The following is a 17,230-nucleotide window of genomic DNA, read 5'->3' on the forward strand; positions in this document are numbered from 1 at the left end:
GATTGTAAATCACAAACGATCATCAATGTTCCTACCTTTATGTACTGAAGGCACATCACTGAACTAACTGTTCAATTTAGACCCGTTTGCCCTAGGCTGGTTGCCGGAATAGTAAACTCACCGATTGCGACTACCGGTTTCCCTTTACTATTCAGCCAGGAAAGTTCCCACGCGGTCCAAAGATCAAAACCCTGAAATGGCAATGAATCAGAACTGATATTGATAATATCGCGCGCGAGTGATCGCGGAAGTGTTTCAAGTAATTCTGGAGAATAACTTTGTATGTAATCGGTTTTTGTTCCAAGATGTGTTATTGATTTTTTAATATCCATGATGACTTCTCTTCTATGAGGTTATATATTTTCTGAATAGTGCCCGGGTAGCATAGATAGGTCCAACACCGACAATGGCATAGGTCATTTTGATAATAAACTGGGAAAAAATAATTGTTTTAATCGTGTCGGCATCAAGCGTGTTATAAAATGCCAGTGTACAAAAAATAATACTGTCCAGTGCGGCCGCTATTGTTGTGCTGGTTATGATGCGAATAAAAAGATAACGGGAATTGGTCAGTTCTTTGATTTTACATAACAGCCATGAATTGACATTCTCAGAGACAATATAAGTCACTGAAGACGCGACAAGGACAGCCGTAATGCTATGGACAATCTCAGTATAGGCTCCTGCTAACCCCCATTCTTTAAGGCCCGGCAGCACTGCGGTGAACATCAGGCCGAGAACAAACAGGATATTGGTAATAAACGAAAAAAGAATCGCCTTTCTGGCCAGGCGAAGGCCGTAAAACTCATTGAGCATGTCAACAAGGATGAATGTGAGTGGGTAAAAAAAGACTGCGGCGGGTATCACCATATTAATATAGGGAATGCTTACTGGTTTTATCCCTGTCACTGTGCAAAAAATACAGATAATGGCCAGAGAAAGCGCAATCACCAGATAGGCGAACCAGGAACGTTCGTGCCGATCAGTGAGGTCATAGGCGGTTACCGTATCCTCACTGCCATAAATCCGGTGATAGACCTCCCTGAGTTCATTTCTGTTGAGATCTTCTGAGACCTGGCTACTTTCCAATTCCTTTAACGGTATACTGATGCTTTTCCCCGTAGACAGGATCATGATATTCGCCCTTATCGCGTCGGAAGAGCGACTGAAACCCAGTAGTTTATATTTTTGATTACCTGACACAGCTAATGCTCCTTTGCTTACGAAATGCGTTCTTCAATGATGATTCCAATCAATTGCTCATTTATGGTTGGCACTTTTTTTGCGCAACCAGACATATCATGGAGATAAAATCCTTTTTCGGGTGTATATATTAGCGATGGCTGATTTTTTACAGGTGCGGCATAGCGCTTAATGATTAATGATTAATGTATCACCGGGGGAAAAAATTTTATCAATTTCAGTTTCTACCGTCAGCCCAATCAGATTTGCGCCTTCTTCGAAGGCCCAGATGACCGGGTATTTCATGACAAGCTGACCAATACGATCTTCCATACTGGCTAACACGTCTGACTGGGGAACAAGCGGAATAGCAGATGGGTTTCTGTTACCCTCAGCGGAGAGGGTATTGTCTATGCGATCAAGTTCTTCAATGTTGCAATGTTCTATGACATCGCACTTGACACCGAAAAAATCGGCAATCCTTGTGATAGTTGAATGTTGAACTTTATTTATTTGACCATCAAGAATTTTATAGAGTGTTGTTCTTGTAACACCTGAGCGCATAGCCAGTGAGGACTTATTCTCACCATTTTTTCTCATCATGTACTCAATGTTACTAATAATATTATATTTTCTTTTTATTCCTGATGTTTTCATTTCGGAAAATAATAATGTTGTTAGATTTTTTCTTCAGACATTACATGATTAACTTGTTACTTTCCATAATATTTTTCGATACGTAGCTTTATAAGAACAGTCAGTAGTAAGTTTTTTTTACATAAAAAACATGACAGTATGCAAAGAATGTACAGTTTCATGCACTTTTTGATTATTTTTATGTTGACCTTATTGAATGATGCGTGCTTAATTACTCGCAGTAGTATCTAACTGACTGAATATATTAATTATTATACAAATAAAATAATTACAATATAAAATTATTAGCGAAGCCACACCAGGGCACGAGCACACTATTTTGACTGCTTTTTAAAGGTGATTATTTTTCAAAAAAACAACGTTAATGGTGTTTGTATCGGGTTATTATTTCAATAAAGGAATTTATGTAGGGTTACCATTTCTATGGGTTTTATATTTTATCGCGTTAAATTTGAGTTATTGAAGATATGAGAAGAGCAGATCATAAACATGTTTTACATTTAGAATAATCTACTTATTTTTCACCGATGAAGTAAATGAATTATCTTATGTACACTAGGGAAACTTCATTTCTGGTAGGATAGTTTTGTCAGGAAAGTATATAAGTGAAATGAGCAGTTATACAATAGCAGAGAGTAACTTTTCAGTACCGGACGTTGGTATCGGTGGTGATTTGAATATCTAAATGTGGATTTAGATAAATATGTGGTACGGAGCGGTTACCTTTTGAGTGTCTAATTTCAAGTGTGAGTAACACCCATAAAGATAATCTATTAATAATTTAAAGAACACAATATGACTATCACACCAGTTTAATTTTGAGATTATTGTCACGATTATTATGATTACTTTTCTTGTGATTGAGTAAAATACTTCTTTAAGGAAATCCCTAACTGTCTATTGGATTTGTAGTGGAGCAATGGTTCTGGATATCTGACAAGCCAATTAAGGGTATGAACAAAGGAAAAATTATTTTCATCAAGAAAATAATAGTACGTCCTTTCTCACCTTATCATCGAATAAAAATTTGACCTCGTTCAACCCAACCGATAAGGTATTTAACTGTTACCAATGGTCCATCGCCTGTAAGGATCAGCGTTGAGCGGCGGACTAAAACTCCCGTAGCCTGCAAGGGAGTGCATCACAATGCGGTACATCTGCGCACTTTTGGAAGCAGATATCATCAGACACATCATTCAACGCTTTGATGATGAAAGTTTCCCGGTGTTATTCACAACCGGCTTACCCACACAATAGAGGCAGAACACACTCTGTTTCACACTAATCAATACCGCTTTAACCGGTGCAACATTCACCTACATTTCAATCCATCACGATAAACGTCACAAAAATTGCGCGGCGTCACTTGTGTTGAAGCGAAGCGATTACCAAGTGACGCCGCCGGTCGGCTAACGTCCATAGCTCATCCGGTCTGACTTTATGACCGATTTGAACCCCGTATTACTCAGTGAAACCACGCAAAACAGACCATTAACCGCTATCTTGTTTGATTGATAAACGATCGTCATATCGGATTTTCAACCCACTGCCTGATTGCAGGCTGATGCAGTAAAAATTAAGGAGAAATGAATCACGTCAAGATAATGAGGCGTTCACCCTGATTGGATCAGGCTCTGAACGGGGAGCATGCCATCGCCGTGCTGAGCACGTCGCGAGCTCCTGCAATAACTCAACACACTTCCGCCCTGCTACACATTATCTGACGCACCACGGAACGGTGAACCTGAACCGACACGCAGGGAATTGTTTTAAAAACGACCAAAAATGAAAAAGTAGCAAGAGAGGCGAGAATGGCGCAGGGATCGACACGTTCAAAGGTTGAACAGTTCAGAAAAGCCTTTATCACTCATGCCCGACAGGCGGGCGGAAGTTTTGTTACGGTGGCGGATCGTGAACGGATTGCCCGGCAGTTCCTTGATTATTTGAAAAACAATGGCATCAAACTCCGGCAAATGGATAGCCTGAAGGTGAAATATATTGAGCGCTATATGGCTGAGCGCAAAGCCAACAATATCAGTCACCGGACACTGCAAAATGAGATGTCGGTGCTGCAAGCCATTTTAACGCAAGCCGGAAAGCACAAGCTGGCTGATCCCGAGAATGACCGTCTGAGTAACCGGGCATTGGGTATCGCTGAGATGAGCCGCAAGGGAACAAAAATTGCGCTGATACCGTCTGCATTCCGGGATATTTTTCAGCAGGTGGAGCAAAAAGACCGGAGCGTGGCAGCGGTGATGCAACTGGCTTATGTGCTGGGGCTGCGCACCAAAGAAGCGGTCGAAGCCTACAAATCTTTAGCGTCCTGGAAGAAAGCGCTGGAAAACGGGCATACCTCCGTGCGGGTGGTGTTCGGCACCAAAGGCGAACGTCCACGGTAGACGGTCATATTGGATCGGGAAGCCCTGCAACACGCGATTGCCTATGCGGAACGTGAGCAGGCCAGGCGCAGTGGCAAATTGATTGATAAACCCACGATCACGCAGGCCATCGACCGTTACCGCTATATTGTCAGAAGTGCAGGACTGCACGGCAATAAAGCGCCACACAGTATACGTTATCATTTTGCTCAGCAATCCGGGGAGCATTATATAGCGCAAGGATTTAGCGAACGGGAAGTGCTGGCGCTGGTATCGATGGATTTGGGGCATGGCGACGGGCGCGGGCGCTATATCCGGCAGGTGTATTACCAGAATATTGAGGGTGAATAAGCTGTATTAAGTCATACGCGGTCTGCTGCTTTGGTCATTGGAATATGAGCAAAGCAACCTTGAATCTTAGGCGATTATTCATATGTTATCGCTAACTCACTTCTGGACATAAATGAGTTACAGAGCTTACCCTTGTTTGGTTAGTTCTAATGAGAAAAAGTAAGTCAAAGCTCAGATGGTAAAAGGCAAGACATGATGCTATTGTCCTGAAAATCAACAATAGCATCATGAAACTCTCAATAACTTGGATATATAGATAGCCTCAGTAGTAAAATTGTAACAAGTAGGTCTGGCAACTTGCCAGCCCACCTAAATCGAATAGATTACGAACTACATATAGGATAGTGCTTTCTTAACAAACCCTAACTCATACTCCGATAAGTATGGATATGATTTTTCATCTGACGCAATCAAAAAGTCAATTACTGAGTCTATGCTATCTATATCGGCAATTTTGTTTTTATTATTCTCGACAAACTTCTTAGCCACTTGATTTGGTATCCCAAACTCTTCCAACGAGTTTATTGCTGCTGGATAATAGAAGTTCTCAAGTGAGGCCGCAAAAGGTTTATAGTCACCAAAAGGATATTCAAACCTCTTAAATATCACCTCCTGAACATCACTTATAGCATATATTATTTTAGGAAGATTATAGTTGACTAGATTTTTCTTGAAATTAAATACTGCTTGAACAGAATCATCGACACTATAAGATTTATCCCGTCCATTCCAATAACTATAATTCTGCAGAATTAAATCTTTATCATCAACTTTGTTTATTATATCTAATAATTTCCTATGCAATTGACTCGCAGAGCGAACCGTACCGCCACCCATAGAGGATATATTGAAATGCTTGAACAAAATATTAGACAAATGCCGTAGCTCCACGGATGTTGGATAAATACTATCCCAACACATCAAGCTATTCCAAGCATTACATTTTTCTATTAGCTCTTCCGCTAACTTTATCAATTGGTTAGGGTCAATACCTTGGTGCTTAAGCAGTAATGGCATTGGAAGAACTTTTTGATCATAGAACTTCTTAACTCTGCCTTTATTCTCTTCATTAACATCTGCGCCTAGGTGAAGTAACAAAGACTCTGATGCATTTTCACTTTGAGTTACAACGGGCATATCAATAAACGGAAGCTCCACTTGCGGTTTATCGCCAAATATATATACATTTCCAACAAAGTGCTCAAACATTCTACCCGAACGTCCAGATATGTTGTTAAAAGTAAACATATCTAGCTTTGTTTTCTTTGTGATGCAGTCATCATATATAACAATATTCTTAGCGTTAGTATTCACACCCTCTATCAGCGTGGAAGTGCAAACAAGAATATTGATTTTTGATTCATTAAATAGATCGACTATTAAAGCACCTACTGCTCTTGGAAGCTGAGCATGATGATATGCGATACCATGTTTCACTCCATCAACCAAAGACCAATCACTGTGGAAGTTCTCAGCCAACCAAGTAGCAAGGTTGTCATTTGTATCATCTGCCGTCAGCAGGCCTGCGCTCAAAAGACGATACATCAATGAACTAACTCGTTTGGGTGACTTACAGTAAATTACCGTTTGTTCTTTTCTACCTATTGAAGTCAATATGGAATTCAAGATCCCATCTCTCTCTTCATCGACTAGAACATCTTTCCCCGTCGTTTTGAGAGGATAGTAAAATTCATTGGTTGCAACCGTAGCGTACGAATCAAATTTAAGGAACGTACATCTTAGTTCATCTTCAATACCAGAAACCAAGCCGTTAATCTTAGGACCCAGCATGTAGAATCGCTTGCATTTCGCATATAACGCTCTAAATGCTAGGTTTAAACGGTCACACCTTTCATCATCTTTACTTACTGGAGCAAGTTTGTAGAACTCATCAATGATAAAGAAATCGATCGAATCCAAATCACCATATTCCAAAACCCGTTCTTGAGTAAGAATGAATACATTCCTTTCGCTAGGTTTCTGCGATACCTGAGTAACTATTTTGTATTGTTCCCTATACTTAAATAGTTTTTTCTTCAACTCATCAATTAGAGCAATCGTTGGTACAACTATTACGATATTGTTGAATTCATTGCTAGCAACAAGCGCTTCAATTATGAGGCTTTTACCAAAGCTAGTCGGAGCACTAAGAATAACATTCTCACCACTCATTATTCTATGGAATACTTCAGCTTGGCGGATATGAAAAGTTTTCTCTTCATCTTGAGGAGTAGTGAAGATGCTACGTCTAAACTTATCTTTTGATGTGTTACTTTCTTTATCAACGTATGGATATAGACCTAACTCACCCAAAATATGATCCAAAATAAAGCCACAAGGCATTTCATCTTTTCTTTCCAACGCCCTAATAACAATATCTTGAACCAATGATTCATTGGAATGTTCATTGTATTTATTTATCAATGATATCAAAAAGTTATCCCATTCAGTGAATGATGGATCATTTAGTTTATTCTTTGAATCTTGATACCAAGCACTCATGAGTTTAGCTCCTCAAGTAATGCACCATTTACTTCATTGACATCTGACACTGGAAAATAAAATACTCTTAAGTCGAGCAAATCAATTACGCCTTCATCAAACTCTGCTTGCAACAGCCCTCTACAATTTGCAACTTTCTCGTTGAACAAGTTCAAGAAATTACTTTTATCATAATTTGTAATCAGTTCACTATCATGCATAATGAATATAGGAATGATAATTTTGTCAAACCTTTCATCTAATTCCAGACTTGAGTTTGCTAGCCTTTGTAGCTTCTCTTTATGAGGCCATGATTCATCTATTTCAGAGGTGAGAGTGAACAGTCTGTTTTTAAGTGATTTTATATCCATAATATATTCAACACTTTCAATAGCTGACTGAACGGCTTCTTCAATGTTAGTTGTGACGGCGGAGGCTCCAATCCATAGCTCAATACTGTCAAAATTAAGTACGGCGTGAGTACATGAAAAAGTCTTATTATTTACATCAAAAACCTTGTTCATTACAGGAATTGTCGAGTAAGACTCACGGATCGCGATATGCAAACAGAGATCACCTAGTGCATTTAAGTCATCTGTTGGATAGTGAGACCTCGCGTACTTGAATAGGCTTCTGCTTCCTCCAGTAAAATTGGCTTTTTGCTTATGTGATAAACAGTAATCGATAATCCAATCGTAAACAGTCTCCGTAAAGTCACTGATATTCCACCACTCCATCGTAAAGCCAATATCAATACCTTTAATGTTGGGAAGGCCTACATTGCAGTTAATACAGTACTTAAATGGAGATGCAGGAAAGTCAGGAGCTTTATAACCGATGCCCTCTTGAACCGTTATCTCTACACCATGATCATAAACGATTTTCTTTAGTGACGCGTCTCCTAGAAAGTCTTTCGCAGATACCGCATACAGAGTATTACCGCCCTGCTGAACCAACAAAATGCCTAAACAACGGCCATCATGTATCACTGGAGAGCCAGACATACCGCTGTACTTACTAACCGTGTCAGATTGTGAAACCTCAAAGCTGTATTCACGGCTCGTCATGTGCTCAAACGTGTTCGTCACTTTGACTTTGATTGGAGCGGGATAATGTTCTTTTTCTACTGGGTAACCGCAAGATTTCACATCACTATCCAAGTTCACGCTCGTCGCATACAAGCCCAAAGAACTTGTTGTAGTTCCATCTGGTAATTTCAGGACTGCAACGTCGAGATCTACATTGCTGTAGATGCATTCAGCTTCAATATGCTGTCCCTCTGCAAAAGAGTCACTCGTTAAAAATACTTTTACTGAAGTTGCATCCTTTACGACATGATTCGCCGTTAGTAGCAAATCCTGTTCGATAGAAAAACACGTCCCGCGCTTTGTTCCACCACCAGTAAATGAAGTCTGGAGGATATATATAGAATCGAGCTTAAACTCTTCCAATGCCCCTACTGTCATAGTTCAACCTCGCAAGAGTTCATTAGTAACTTTATTGATGGATAACTTGCATTCAGCTCGGTCACAAACCAATCAGGTATCGTTTCTAGCTCGTAGTTGAGGAAAATTTCAGTCTCGAAGTCGGCATTCACGAGAGCAATTCTGGCTAGTGTTTCTAAGTTTGGATGACCGTGGGATTTACCATTTGTACTAATCAAGTACTTGTTACATTCAATGAGTCTTAACAACTCTAAGCTGGTGTTGTTTTGACTCCCGTGGTGCGAGATTTTTACAACATCAACTTTGATTTTCTCTAGTTCTTGCTGGTCTAGCCAAGATGTAACGACTTCAGAGTGACAATCACCCAAGTAGAGAATCCGTTTACCATCCGATTCAATTAAGAATGAAAAACTGCTTCTGTTTGTTGGTGAATCATCATCGTCAAAAGGTGTGTTAGCTAACGTCTGAATACTGCTTTGTTCTGTGGATGAAATTTCGTGATTGTTAGGGACTGGCTCTCTAACATTGCTCGCGTACTGCTCAAATGCATCATAGTAAGACTTGCTTATAATCCGAGGTCTGATGTTCCGCTCTTCCAGCTTGTCTTCCCAGATTCTCTTTAGTTCACTTAGAGAGCTGTGCACGGGACCAATGAGAGTGAATTTTAAAGAGCCAATGTCAAAGCCCTCACATTTCTCTCTGTATAGAGCTTCACCATCAACTACGTCATTGCACTTGATCCCATTGCTAGAAATCACATACGACAACGACGTGCCCTCAGAGTACCCAATTGGTTCCTTATCGCCTACATCAGAGCATTCTTCCGATAAGGCCTGTAGCTTAACGTCTGCACGCTGATCAACTTGACCATCTTCTGCAAGTTGACCAAATAGTTGCTCTGCACCATTAAAGTAAACCTGTTCGATACTTGGACACTCAGGATGAATCAACAACTTGATAATTCCATTTACATGGTCGTTATCGATGTGAGTGACAATTAGCGAGTCAATCTTATCAACCTGTCCAACAATCTGTTTTTTCCAGTTATCGAAGGATTGTGCAGTACCACCGTCAATTAAGATGAATTCAGACTCCGTTTCAATAGAAACACAGTCACCGTTATCAGCTTTGTGCATTCGTATTTTGAGCATTATCTCGTTCTATCACCTAGATAAACTAATAACATATTACCAGTTTTATGCTGTAAGTGAATGATGTTTAATAATTATTCAACAAACAACTTCTATCTGTGTGACTTCGGTAATATTGGTGTATCAAAGCTATGAACACTCAGTATCTGTAGGCAATAGACCTCCCGCTAGAGTCAAGTTTTGTATCTTGAGCATCCATTAGTTCAGGTATAACGAAATCACTCCCAAGTAACTTGCTCTTATATAGGACTAACAAATTTTGGTGCAAAAGCGAGTTAGTTGTACCAATGTGATTACCAAATAAGACTCGATCTGACACTATTGATGATCTGAGCTAGACCTAATCTGATGAGATGGACGCCCCGTATGGCGTCAATTGTACCAAAATGAAATAAATATATTGTGAGATCTCTGACTTCGACTGACAGATCATTTTTAGCTATTTAAATTGAACGCTTAAAGGTGTTTACTGTTCCATTGTTCCCGAGATCCCTATGAACTGTATATTTTGTCTCCCGTTATTAAATGAAAAGGATTCAGTTATGGATATTCGAACTACTCTCCGGGCTGCGAGTCTTTCTCTCGCTCTTGTAAGTACGGTTACTGTTGCCAATGAAGCCCTGGTGTTTCAGACAGATTTCGGCCTAAAAGATGGGGCAGTATCGGTTATGAAAGGGATATCTTTCAAGGTGAATCCTAGCCAGCCTATTTATGATCTAACACATGAAATTCCACCTTATAATATTTGGGAAGCTTCATATCGCCTTTACCAGACTCTACCATACTGGCCCAAAGGGACTGTCTTTGTAAGCGTGGTGGATCCGGGAGTGGGTACTGACAGGCGCTCAGTGGTTCTCAAGACACAGAGTGGTCATTACATAGTCTCACCGGATAACGGAACATTGACCTTGGTAGCTGAACATTTTGGTATTGAATCTGTACGTCAGATTGACGAGAAGTTCAACCGTGTACCTGGCTCTGAAAAATCATATACTTTTCATGGACGTGATGTATACGCATATACTGGGGCACGACTTGCCTCAGGTATTATTAGCTATGAACAGGTGGGGCCGCTGTTACCAAATAAAGTAGTAAAGATCCCTTATCAGACTGGTGTAGCTGAAAGGGATGGAACTCTTAAGGGTACTATTCCAGTTCTAGATGTACGGTTTGGTAATGTCTGGAGTAATATCAATGACAGCCAGGTCAGTAAGGTGGGTATTCACAAAGGGGATAAGGTCTGCATTAAAATAAGTGAAGGGGATAAGATCCGGTATGAAGGCAAAGCCCCATATGTCAGCAGCTTTGGTGAAGTTCCTGAAGGTCAACCTTTGGTGTATCTCAACAGCCTGCTACAGGTATCGGTAGCACTCAATATGGATAACTTCGCTGCCAGATACCAAGTGCAGTCTGGTGATAACTGGCGCATCAGCCTAAAAAAGTGCTCAGATTAAAGGGAACTGGCAACTACACAAAATGCTAATTAAGGTCTGGGTTTTCCACTATATTTACATGCACCTTTGATTACTTAACCCATTGCTGGTCTGGCGAGCAGGTATTCCCGTGGCGAACGGTCAGTACACTGTGCAGATGCTGCCCGCTCAAAGAATCTCGGGCAGTTTTGAGCGAATAGCCGACTTAACTTAACACATTGTTATGGTGCAAACTTACGTTGTGTTTCGGTTATGCACCATAAAGCCTATTAGTTGAGCCTTTCTTATTAACTCTTTTAATTAGTCATTAGATTTTCTAGGTGACCCCATCCAGTTTAACCTTTTTAACAGGAGTAGTGTGCAACACATTTTGGGGCAAAAATGATTTAGACAAACGACCAGAACGGGTCACCTCGTATTGACAGCCTCTCCCTGACTCCCCCAAAATCCCGTCGTGTTCCTGACATTATTTTTTGTCCCGGGAAATGAATTACCCATTGACCTGATGATTTCCGTTTATTAGCGTAGTCAGACTTATTAATGATCCGGTCACTTGTAAGGATCACCCTCGGGCAGCGACAGCAACACTCCCGTAGCCTGCAAGAGAGTACACACTGTGTGGTACATCTGCGCACCTTTGGAAGCAGATATCGTCAGTCTGATGACGATGAAGGTCTCTTAATCTCATCCATGATGGCCAACAAGCCAGTCACCCAACGGGGAACACATTTCCCATTGGGTCAGGTGTTCTCCGTTGTTTTATCAGGAGAATACGATGCAACAAAATATCCCCCCGGCCACGGTGCACACTGTGTCTAAGTCTGAATTATCCCCTTTTTCTGAAATTTTTCCGCACACCGGTTCACTGGAACTGATGCTGCTTGAGCACATGTTCATTAAAGCTGTTGTTGTGCTTAGTGACGATGAGCGTATTGCTGAGTTGGATGAACCGAATGCGGATACGTTCCGCTTCTGCGAACTGCGGGAATATGCGCTGCACCATCCGGAAACCGGGCTGATACGTGCGGTACTGGCGTTGCAGCCTAAAGAGGAAGTCATCAGTTCGGCACTTGTCCATAGCCCGAATAATAACAATGACCATTGACGTTATCAGCCCATGGAGCTGTTAACCCTTTTCTTAAGCGCTTGACCGGGGAGCCGACAACACCTTCCCGTATTGGGCGGGTGTTGTCTTTTATTGACGTCAAATCAAGGAGAGCCACACCCTGAACCCGATTTTTTTACCGGTGCCGGATAACACGGCATTGGCCTCGCAGGAAGACATTTTTACCGTGCAGGTCACTGGCCTGATGCAACATCCCGAAAGGCCCCAATCACTGCGGGAGGAAACCCTGACCGTGTGCGAGACAGCTTCTGTCACCGAAGCGGTACAACGGCTGAAAGTTATGCATCTTTTGGGTGACTGGCCGGTACCGGAAACGCCCTCGGGTCAGTGCCGGCGGGCTTTTTTTCCAATGACCGTGATGATTTATGATATTCAGGATAACAAGGTACTCGGCGGTCGCTTTTATGACGAGATTGTCTGGGCGCAACCGGTGACACTGGCATCGGAGCGCCTGTCACTGGAAAAGCAACAGCAACAGTTGTGTCAGTCAGTCGTGCTTGAGCAGGGCTGGCAGAATACACAGGCTGCCCGTGTATTATGGCATGAGGCGCATTTACTGTCGCTGCATATGGTTTCGCCCTGTCATCAATAATGCCGCGAAGTGCAGGATATTCTCCGGCACGGACGACAGGCAGCGTTTAACGTGTGAGGTATCACGATGGCACCTTTGCGTTTAACCGTCTGGCAGGTGATTGCCGGCACGCTGCTGAAACGTCATTTTGCCCGCCAGCCTGTGACATCATCAAAATCATCCGGACAACAAGCGGAAACCCTTCGCGACAACCGGGGGTATTTCCTGCCACAGTCAGCGGAAGCGCTGCTGGCAAACTCAGAACGTTGTCAGTCTCTCCGGCAACTGTGGGAAAACAGTGCGCTGCCCGCGGGGTTGTATCAGCAGTTTTATCTGGATCCGCTCCGGCAATTATGCGCCCGTGTGCAGCATATTCCTGCCACACAGGAAGGAGTCTGGTCTTATCGTGGTGGGTTTATAGATCTGACCCTGCAATTTACTGCCTGTGCCGTGCGGCTGGCGAAAGGACACATGCTGCCACCCGGCGTGGCGCCGGAAACACAGGCCGCGCAGAGCTTGTTGTGGCAGACAGTGGTATTCTGGGCCGCGTTGTTTTACCACCTGCCTCTGTTGCGGCAACTGGAAGGTGAACTGGATGATGGGCACCACTGGCTGCCGGGGTTGTGGGTGCCTGCACGCCGTTTCCGTTTCCGATTTCATGTCTCGTTGCCTGAGTTGCCTGTTTCTCATAAAACGCTGCTGGCTGCCCGTTTGTTACCGGAAGAAGCGATCACCTGGCTGTCTTTAGTACCCGACGCGTGGCAGTGTCTGATGTTGCATCTTGGCGGGCATCCTTCTTCTGTTCCGTTGACGGATTTACTGCTTCAGTCAGCGGCTGAGCAGGTGAAGTCGCCGTTGCTGAAGCCTGTTGAGTCTGCTGAAGCGAAGGTGGCTACCGTTCAGGCATCACCAGATCCGGTTACTTCGCTTGTCACACCGATAACCGCCCCTGCGCCCGACACCGCCGATGATACCCGGACATTACTGTCATTGTTTCAGGCACCGGAGTGAAATTTCGATGAGAAATAATACAAATAGTAACAATAACGATTTGAAATTGTTCAAGCGCCCCGTATCAGCGTCAGAATGCCTTGTTTCTGCAATGTGCAAAAGGTCATTATATGAAAAATAAAATAATTCAACGTGTTAATTAATTTTCAGTTTATTAATGGGATGCTTCTGTACCGGAACACAACTTTACACACTAAGGAAACAATCATGTTAAATAATGAGGAAAAAATGGGCTGGGATGCGTTGCTGGACGAGTATTTTTTTCACGGATGTTACGGCCGGCAACCGAATGGAGTTATCGCAAGGTGGTACGGGTCTTTATCCGGTATATGGGTGAAACGGGATCACCGGAGAAAGTGACTCACCGGGATGTTCTGCGCTGGCGGCGTGACCTGCTGATAGAAAAAATAGTCCGGGTATACGTGGAACAATAAAGTGGCACACCTGCAGGCCATTTTTAATTTCGGCATGGAAAGAAAACTGTTATCACACCCCAAAAATCCGTTTCACGATGCGGCAGTGAAAAAAGAGAAAAAAAGAAGAAAACCCTGTGTAAGGCGCAGATAACCGGGATTTACCTGCGGATGCAGCAGTATGAGGAGGAAGAGCGTTTACAAGCCGCTTTGCGGGGAGGACGTTGTGCCTTATACCCGACGTGGTACTGGCTGACCGTACTGGATACCTTCCGGCTAACGGGCATGCGCCTGAATCAGCTGCTGCATCTGCGGTTACAGGATATTAATCTGGACAACAGTTACATTGAATTGCGTGTGGAAGGCAGTAAAAACCACAGTGAATGGCGGGTACCGATGATCCCGCAACTGAAACCCCGACTGGCGCCTGTCTCTTATACACAACTTTGTATCCTGCTGTTTTTTATATAAATTATTTTAAACTCCTCGAGACAGCATTGGAGAATATTTCCTTTAAAATCAGTTGGGTATATTTATCAAATTGCGGTTATTTGCTCGTAATTTAAGATGTGACTAAAAGACAGGACTGGCGCAGCTGGTTGAACAGGCAGAAGCCTGTGGGGCGAAAGAGAATGATCTGCTGTTTGATTTAACCCGTCTGCGTTTTCGTCATCACGGACGTCATGTCAGTCACCTGTATAATCATGACAGAGAAAAGCAGCATCTTCGTTCTTTCTTTAACCGCCTGTCTAAAGAGTGTGGTTTTGCCGTCTCCCCCCATCGTTTTCGTCATACGCTGGCGACAGAGCTGATGAAGGCACCCGACCGTAATTTGCAGCTGGTCAGGTGTTTGTTGGGACACCGCAGTGTGGCGACCACGATAGAGTATATTGATATCGATATGGACATCGCGGGTAAAACACTGGCGAATGAACTGGCGTTTTATCTGGATATTTCGGTGTAATCCGTTAACGCGATGTAAAAAAACAGGGCAAGATATCAGCGGGATTGCCCTGACTGTGTCACTGGGTTAAGGGATGGTTTGGAGGTGGAGACACAAAACGAAGAACAGGGAAGTGTGTTCGGCGGTCAATTCTGACAATCACCTGACTTGACATCAGAATCAATTACTGAAATCATTACTTTCAGCGTAAAAAGGTGAGCACAAACTGTGTTCATCTGACTTCGTAAAGTAGCTGTTTTTAGTCTATTAACTTACGCAAAGTAATAGGTTATATTTATTAACATTTGCTTAACAGCACTTATTTCTGACTCACGTGTTAAGTTATTGATATCACTTCAACAAACGAGTTTTAAAATTGGTGCCCGGACTCGGAATCGAACCAAGGACACGGGGATTTTCAATCCCCTGCTCTACCGACTGAGCTATCCGGGCTAACGAGGCGCATTAAACCGTATTCAGCCTAATCCGTCAAACACTTTCTGCATAAATTTATTTATATGCTCTTAAATTACACAACAAGCTATAATTCCAAACAAAATGGAGAGATAATCACCTCTCCATTTGTTAGTTCTTTACTATAAAAGAATTTATTATCAATTATCTGCGATAGCTTTTCTGCGCGTTGTTCACTTTGATTAAATAGCGACGTGATTCGGCAGAAGGATGCTTATTAGTCAGCGTTTCATAAATATCGCCCGGCTTCATTGAATTGATGATCTGAGCTGCTTTTTTCTTGTCACTGGAGAATACGCGCAATACACTGCCTGCACCGCCATTATAAGCCGTGATAACGGCATATCGACGTGAGGTAGCGTTTTTGATTCCACCTAAATATGTATTTTGCAATATTGATAGATAAGCTGTGCCAGCATCAATGTTGTTCTCAGGATCAAAGAGATAACTACGGCTAGGTTGGCCTGATTTTCCTTGCATCTTGAAAACATCTTGTCCGGCTGTGTGTTGCATTACTTGCATAAGCCCCAAAGCATCAGAGCGACTAACGGCATAAGGGTTAAAACTGGATTCAGTCTGCATGATGGCAAGGATTAGGGATTCATCAACGCCATATTTGATAGATGCTTTACGAACGATAGGGAGATATTTATGGGTGCGTTTATCTAAATGGTTAGGAACCAACTGCATGGTGACTGACCAAATAACGTGTAACCCCGACTGGCGTTTTTGCAATTTGTTCTGAATCAGATAATTGGCAAAGTGACGTGCGCGCCATTCCCAGCGAATAGGTTCACCACTATTATCTAAAACCTGCCCATATAGAAACGGTTCTTTGCTGATCGGAATATCATTGGCATCCGAATAAAGATCGATAGTTCCCGGAGCATCTCCCATCAGTAAAGTAGTAACGATCGCTTTACGTAAATGCTCATCGGGTTCAATTGAAGATATGGTTTCAATCGTAATATTTCCCGTCTCAAAATTAATATGGCTGCGGGTTTTATATTGATCTGTATATTTAACGTAATCTTTTGGGCCTGCGATTAAAATTTCCTGCAAACCCCAAATATTTTCAATATTGTGAGCAAATTGTCCTATTAAGATATCGAATCCATTGGTGTCTTTTACATATTCTTCGTTGTATTCAATATCTTTTTTGCTAGAACAGGAAATTAAAAGTGGGGCGAGGAGAATCAGAGCCAGCAGTCTTTTCATTTTACAATGCCGTTGGATATTAATGCTGTTGAATATTGAGATTTTATTAATGCTCATGTTTAGAGCCATAAAAAATGGCTCTTATTATGCCAATCGAGTAGTAATATTATTGTTCCGGTGGTGTATAACCGTCGATTTGAATGTCATGTCCTTCAAACAGGAATTTTACCATCTCTTGTTCAAGCAGCTTGCGATCTTCTGGATTCATGGTATTTAGCTTTTTTTCATTAATCAGCATGGTTTGTTTACCCATCCATTGTTGCCATGCTTCTTTAGAAATCTCATTAAAAATACGTTTGCCCAATTCTCCGGGATAGAGCTGAAAATCTTGGCCTTCGGCTTCTTGTTGCAAAAAAGTACAAAAAATAGTTCTGCTCATAATTAATCCTCAAAATA

General features: G+C 42.2%; 12 protein-coding genes, 1 tRNA gene and 4 pseudogenes. 8 read left to right on the top strand and 9 right to left on the bottom strand.

All coding sequences use genetic code 11. The features are described from left to right. Positions 1-95 precede the first annotated feature (95 nt). The 3 genes and pseudogenes from BM135_RS13885 to BM135_RS13895 all read right to left on the bottom strand — a co-directional run. A pseudogene (locus BM135_RS13885) lies at positions 96-332 on the bottom strand (NADPH-dependent 7-cyano-7-deazaguanine reductase QueF); the annotation flags it as partial. Between the two features lie 13 nt (positions 333-345). After that, positions 346-1,203 (bottom strand): queuosine precursor transporter, encoded by an 858-nt coding sequence (locus BM135_RS13890; protein WP_092520560.1) that lies wholly within the window; start codon positions 1,201-1,203, stop codon positions 346-348. Positions 1,204-1,371: 168 nt separating this feature from the next. Next, the gene (locus tag BM135_RS13895; RefSeq protein ID WP_175486155.1) at positions 1,372-1,785 is read right to left on the bottom strand and encodes a helix-turn-helix domain-containing protein; all 414 of its coding nucleotides are present in this window, start codon (positions 1,783-1,785) and stop codon (positions 1,372-1,374) included. 1,865 nt (positions 1,786-3,650) lie between these two features. On the opposite strand from BM135_RS13895, the pseudogene BM135_RS13900 reads away from it, so the two are divergent. Then, positions 3,651-4,568 (top strand): annotated as a pseudogene (locus BM135_RS13900) (integrase domain-containing protein). A gap of 330 nt (positions 4,569-4,898) precedes the next feature. Here BM135_RS13900 and BM135_RS13905 read toward each other — a convergent pair. From BM135_RS13905 to BM135_RS13915, 3 genes are read right to left on the bottom strand one after another with little or no spacing between them, the layout of a single operon-like run. Continuing rightward, complete coding sequence (locus BM135_RS13905; protein WP_092520565.1) at positions 4,899-7,070, bottom strand: DEAD/DEAH box helicase; 2,172 nt, start codon at positions 7,068-7,070, stop codon at positions 4,899-4,901. Then, positions 7,067-8,515: a Hachiman antiphage defense system protein HamA gene (locus tag BM135_RS13910; protein WP_092520567.1), complete on the bottom strand. Its 1,449-nt coding sequence runs from the start codon at positions 8,513-8,515 to the stop codon at positions 7,067-7,069. Before BM135_RS13910 ends, BM135_RS13905 begins: the two co-directional genes overlap by 4 nt. Further along, positions 8,512-9,645 (bottom strand): ComEC/Rec2 family competence protein, encoded by a 1,134-nt coding sequence (locus tag BM135_RS13915; RefSeq protein WP_092520569.1) that lies wholly within the window; start codon positions 9,643-9,645, stop codon positions 8,512-8,514. Before BM135_RS13915 ends, BM135_RS13910 begins: the two co-directional genes overlap by 4 nt. 548 nt (positions 9,646-10,193) lie before the next feature. On the opposite strand from BM135_RS13915, the gene BM135_RS13920 reads away from it, so the two are divergent. The 7 genes and pseudogenes from BM135_RS13920 to BM135_RS13945 all read left to right on the top strand — a co-directional run. Beyond that, positions 10,194-11,099 (top strand): SAM hydrolase/SAM-dependent halogenase family protein, encoded by a 906-nt coding sequence (locus tag BM135_RS13920; protein ID WP_373567315.1) that lies wholly within the window; start codon positions 10,194-10,196, stop codon positions 11,097-11,099. Between the two features lie 519 nt (positions 11,100-11,618). Then, a complete protein-coding gene (locus tag BM135_RS16730; RefSeq protein ID WP_139204116.1) occupies positions 11,619-11,897 on the top strand; it encodes a hypothetical protein in 279 nt (92 codons plus the stop codon). Next, a complete protein-coding gene (locus BM135_RS13925; RefSeq protein ID WP_245737414.1) occupies positions 11,890-12,183 on the top strand; it encodes an antirestriction protein in 294 nt (97 codons plus the stop codon). The genes BM135_RS16730 and BM135_RS13925 overlap by 8 nt, the downstream gene beginning before the upstream one ends. Before the next feature lie 253 nt (positions 12,184-12,436). Continuing rightward, entirely contained in the window at positions 12,437-12,796 is a 360-nt protein-coding gene (locus BM135_RS13930; RefSeq protein WP_245737415.1) for a hypothetical protein, read from the top strand. Between the two features lie 66 nt (positions 12,797-12,862). After that, positions 12,863-13,786 (top strand): TraI domain-containing protein, encoded by a 924-nt coding sequence (locus BM135_RS13935; RefSeq protein ID WP_092520575.1) that lies wholly within the window; start codon positions 12,863-12,865, stop codon positions 13,784-13,786. 207 nt (positions 13,787-13,993) lie between these two features. Continuing rightward, positions 13,994-14,619 (top strand): annotated as a pseudogene (locus tag BM135_RS13940) (tyrosine-type recombinase/integrase); the annotation flags it as partial. Between the two features lie 166 nt (positions 14,620-14,785). Then, positions 14,786-15,163, top strand: a pseudogene (locus BM135_RS13945) (site-specific integrase); the annotation flags it as partial. A 356-nt stretch (positions 15,164-15,519) separates the two neighbouring features. Here the strand turns inward: BM135_RS13945 and BM135_RS13950 are convergent. From BM135_RS13950 to BM135_RS13960, 3 genes are all read right to left on the bottom strand, one after another. Continuing rightward, positions 15,520-15,595 (bottom strand) — tRNA-Phe (locus tag BM135_RS13950). Between the two features lie 165 nt (positions 15,596-15,760). Further along, complete coding sequence (gene mltC / locus BM135_RS13955; protein ID WP_092520604.1) at positions 15,761-16,834, bottom strand: membrane-bound lytic murein transglycosylase MltC; 1,074 nt, start codon at positions 16,832-16,834, stop codon at positions 15,761-15,763. Between the two features lie 106 nt (positions 16,835-16,940). Beyond that, entirely contained in the window at positions 16,941-17,213 is a 273-nt protein-coding gene (locus BM135_RS13960) for an oxidative damage protection protein (RefSeq protein WP_086107997.1), read from the bottom strand. Positions 17,214-17,230 lie beyond the last annotated feature (17 nt).

The organism is Xenorhabdus japonica, from assembly GCF_900115195.1.
GTDB lineage: Bacteria > Pseudomonadota > Gammaproteobacteria > Enterobacterales > Enterobacteriaceae > Xenorhabdus > Xenorhabdus japonica.

Coding starts and splice junctions, on each gene's coding strand:
- BM135_RS13895 (WP_175486155.1), bottom strand. CDS start 1,785: ATGATGAGAAAAAATGGTGAGAATAAGTCCTCACTGGCTATGCGCTCA.
- BM135_RS13905 (WP_092520565.1), bottom strand. CDS start 7,070: ATGAGTGCTTGGTATCAAGATTCAAAGAATAAACTAAATGATCCATCA.
- BM135_RS13910 (WP_092520567.1), bottom strand. CDS start 8,515: ATGACAGTAGGGGCATTGGAAGAGTTTAAGCTCGATTCTATATATATC.
- BM135_RS13915 (WP_092520569.1), bottom strand. CDS start 9,645: ATGCTCAAAATACGAATGCACAAAGCTGATAACGGTGACTGTGTTTCT.
- BM135_RS16730 (WP_139204116.1), top strand. CDS start 11,619: ATGATCCGGTCACTTGTAAGGATCACCCTCGGGCAGCGACAGCAACAC.
- BM135_RS13935 (WP_092520575.1), top strand. CDS start 12,863: ATGGCACCTTTGCGTTTAACCGTCTGGCAGGTGATTGCCGGCACGCTG.
- mltC (WP_092520604.1), bottom strand. CDS start 16,834: ATGAAAAGACTGCTGGCTCTGATTCTCCTCGCCCCACTTTTAATTTCC.
- BM135_RS13960 (WP_086107997.1), bottom strand. CDS start 17,213: ATGAGCAGAACTATTTTTTGTACTTTTTTGCAACAAGAAGCCGAAGGC.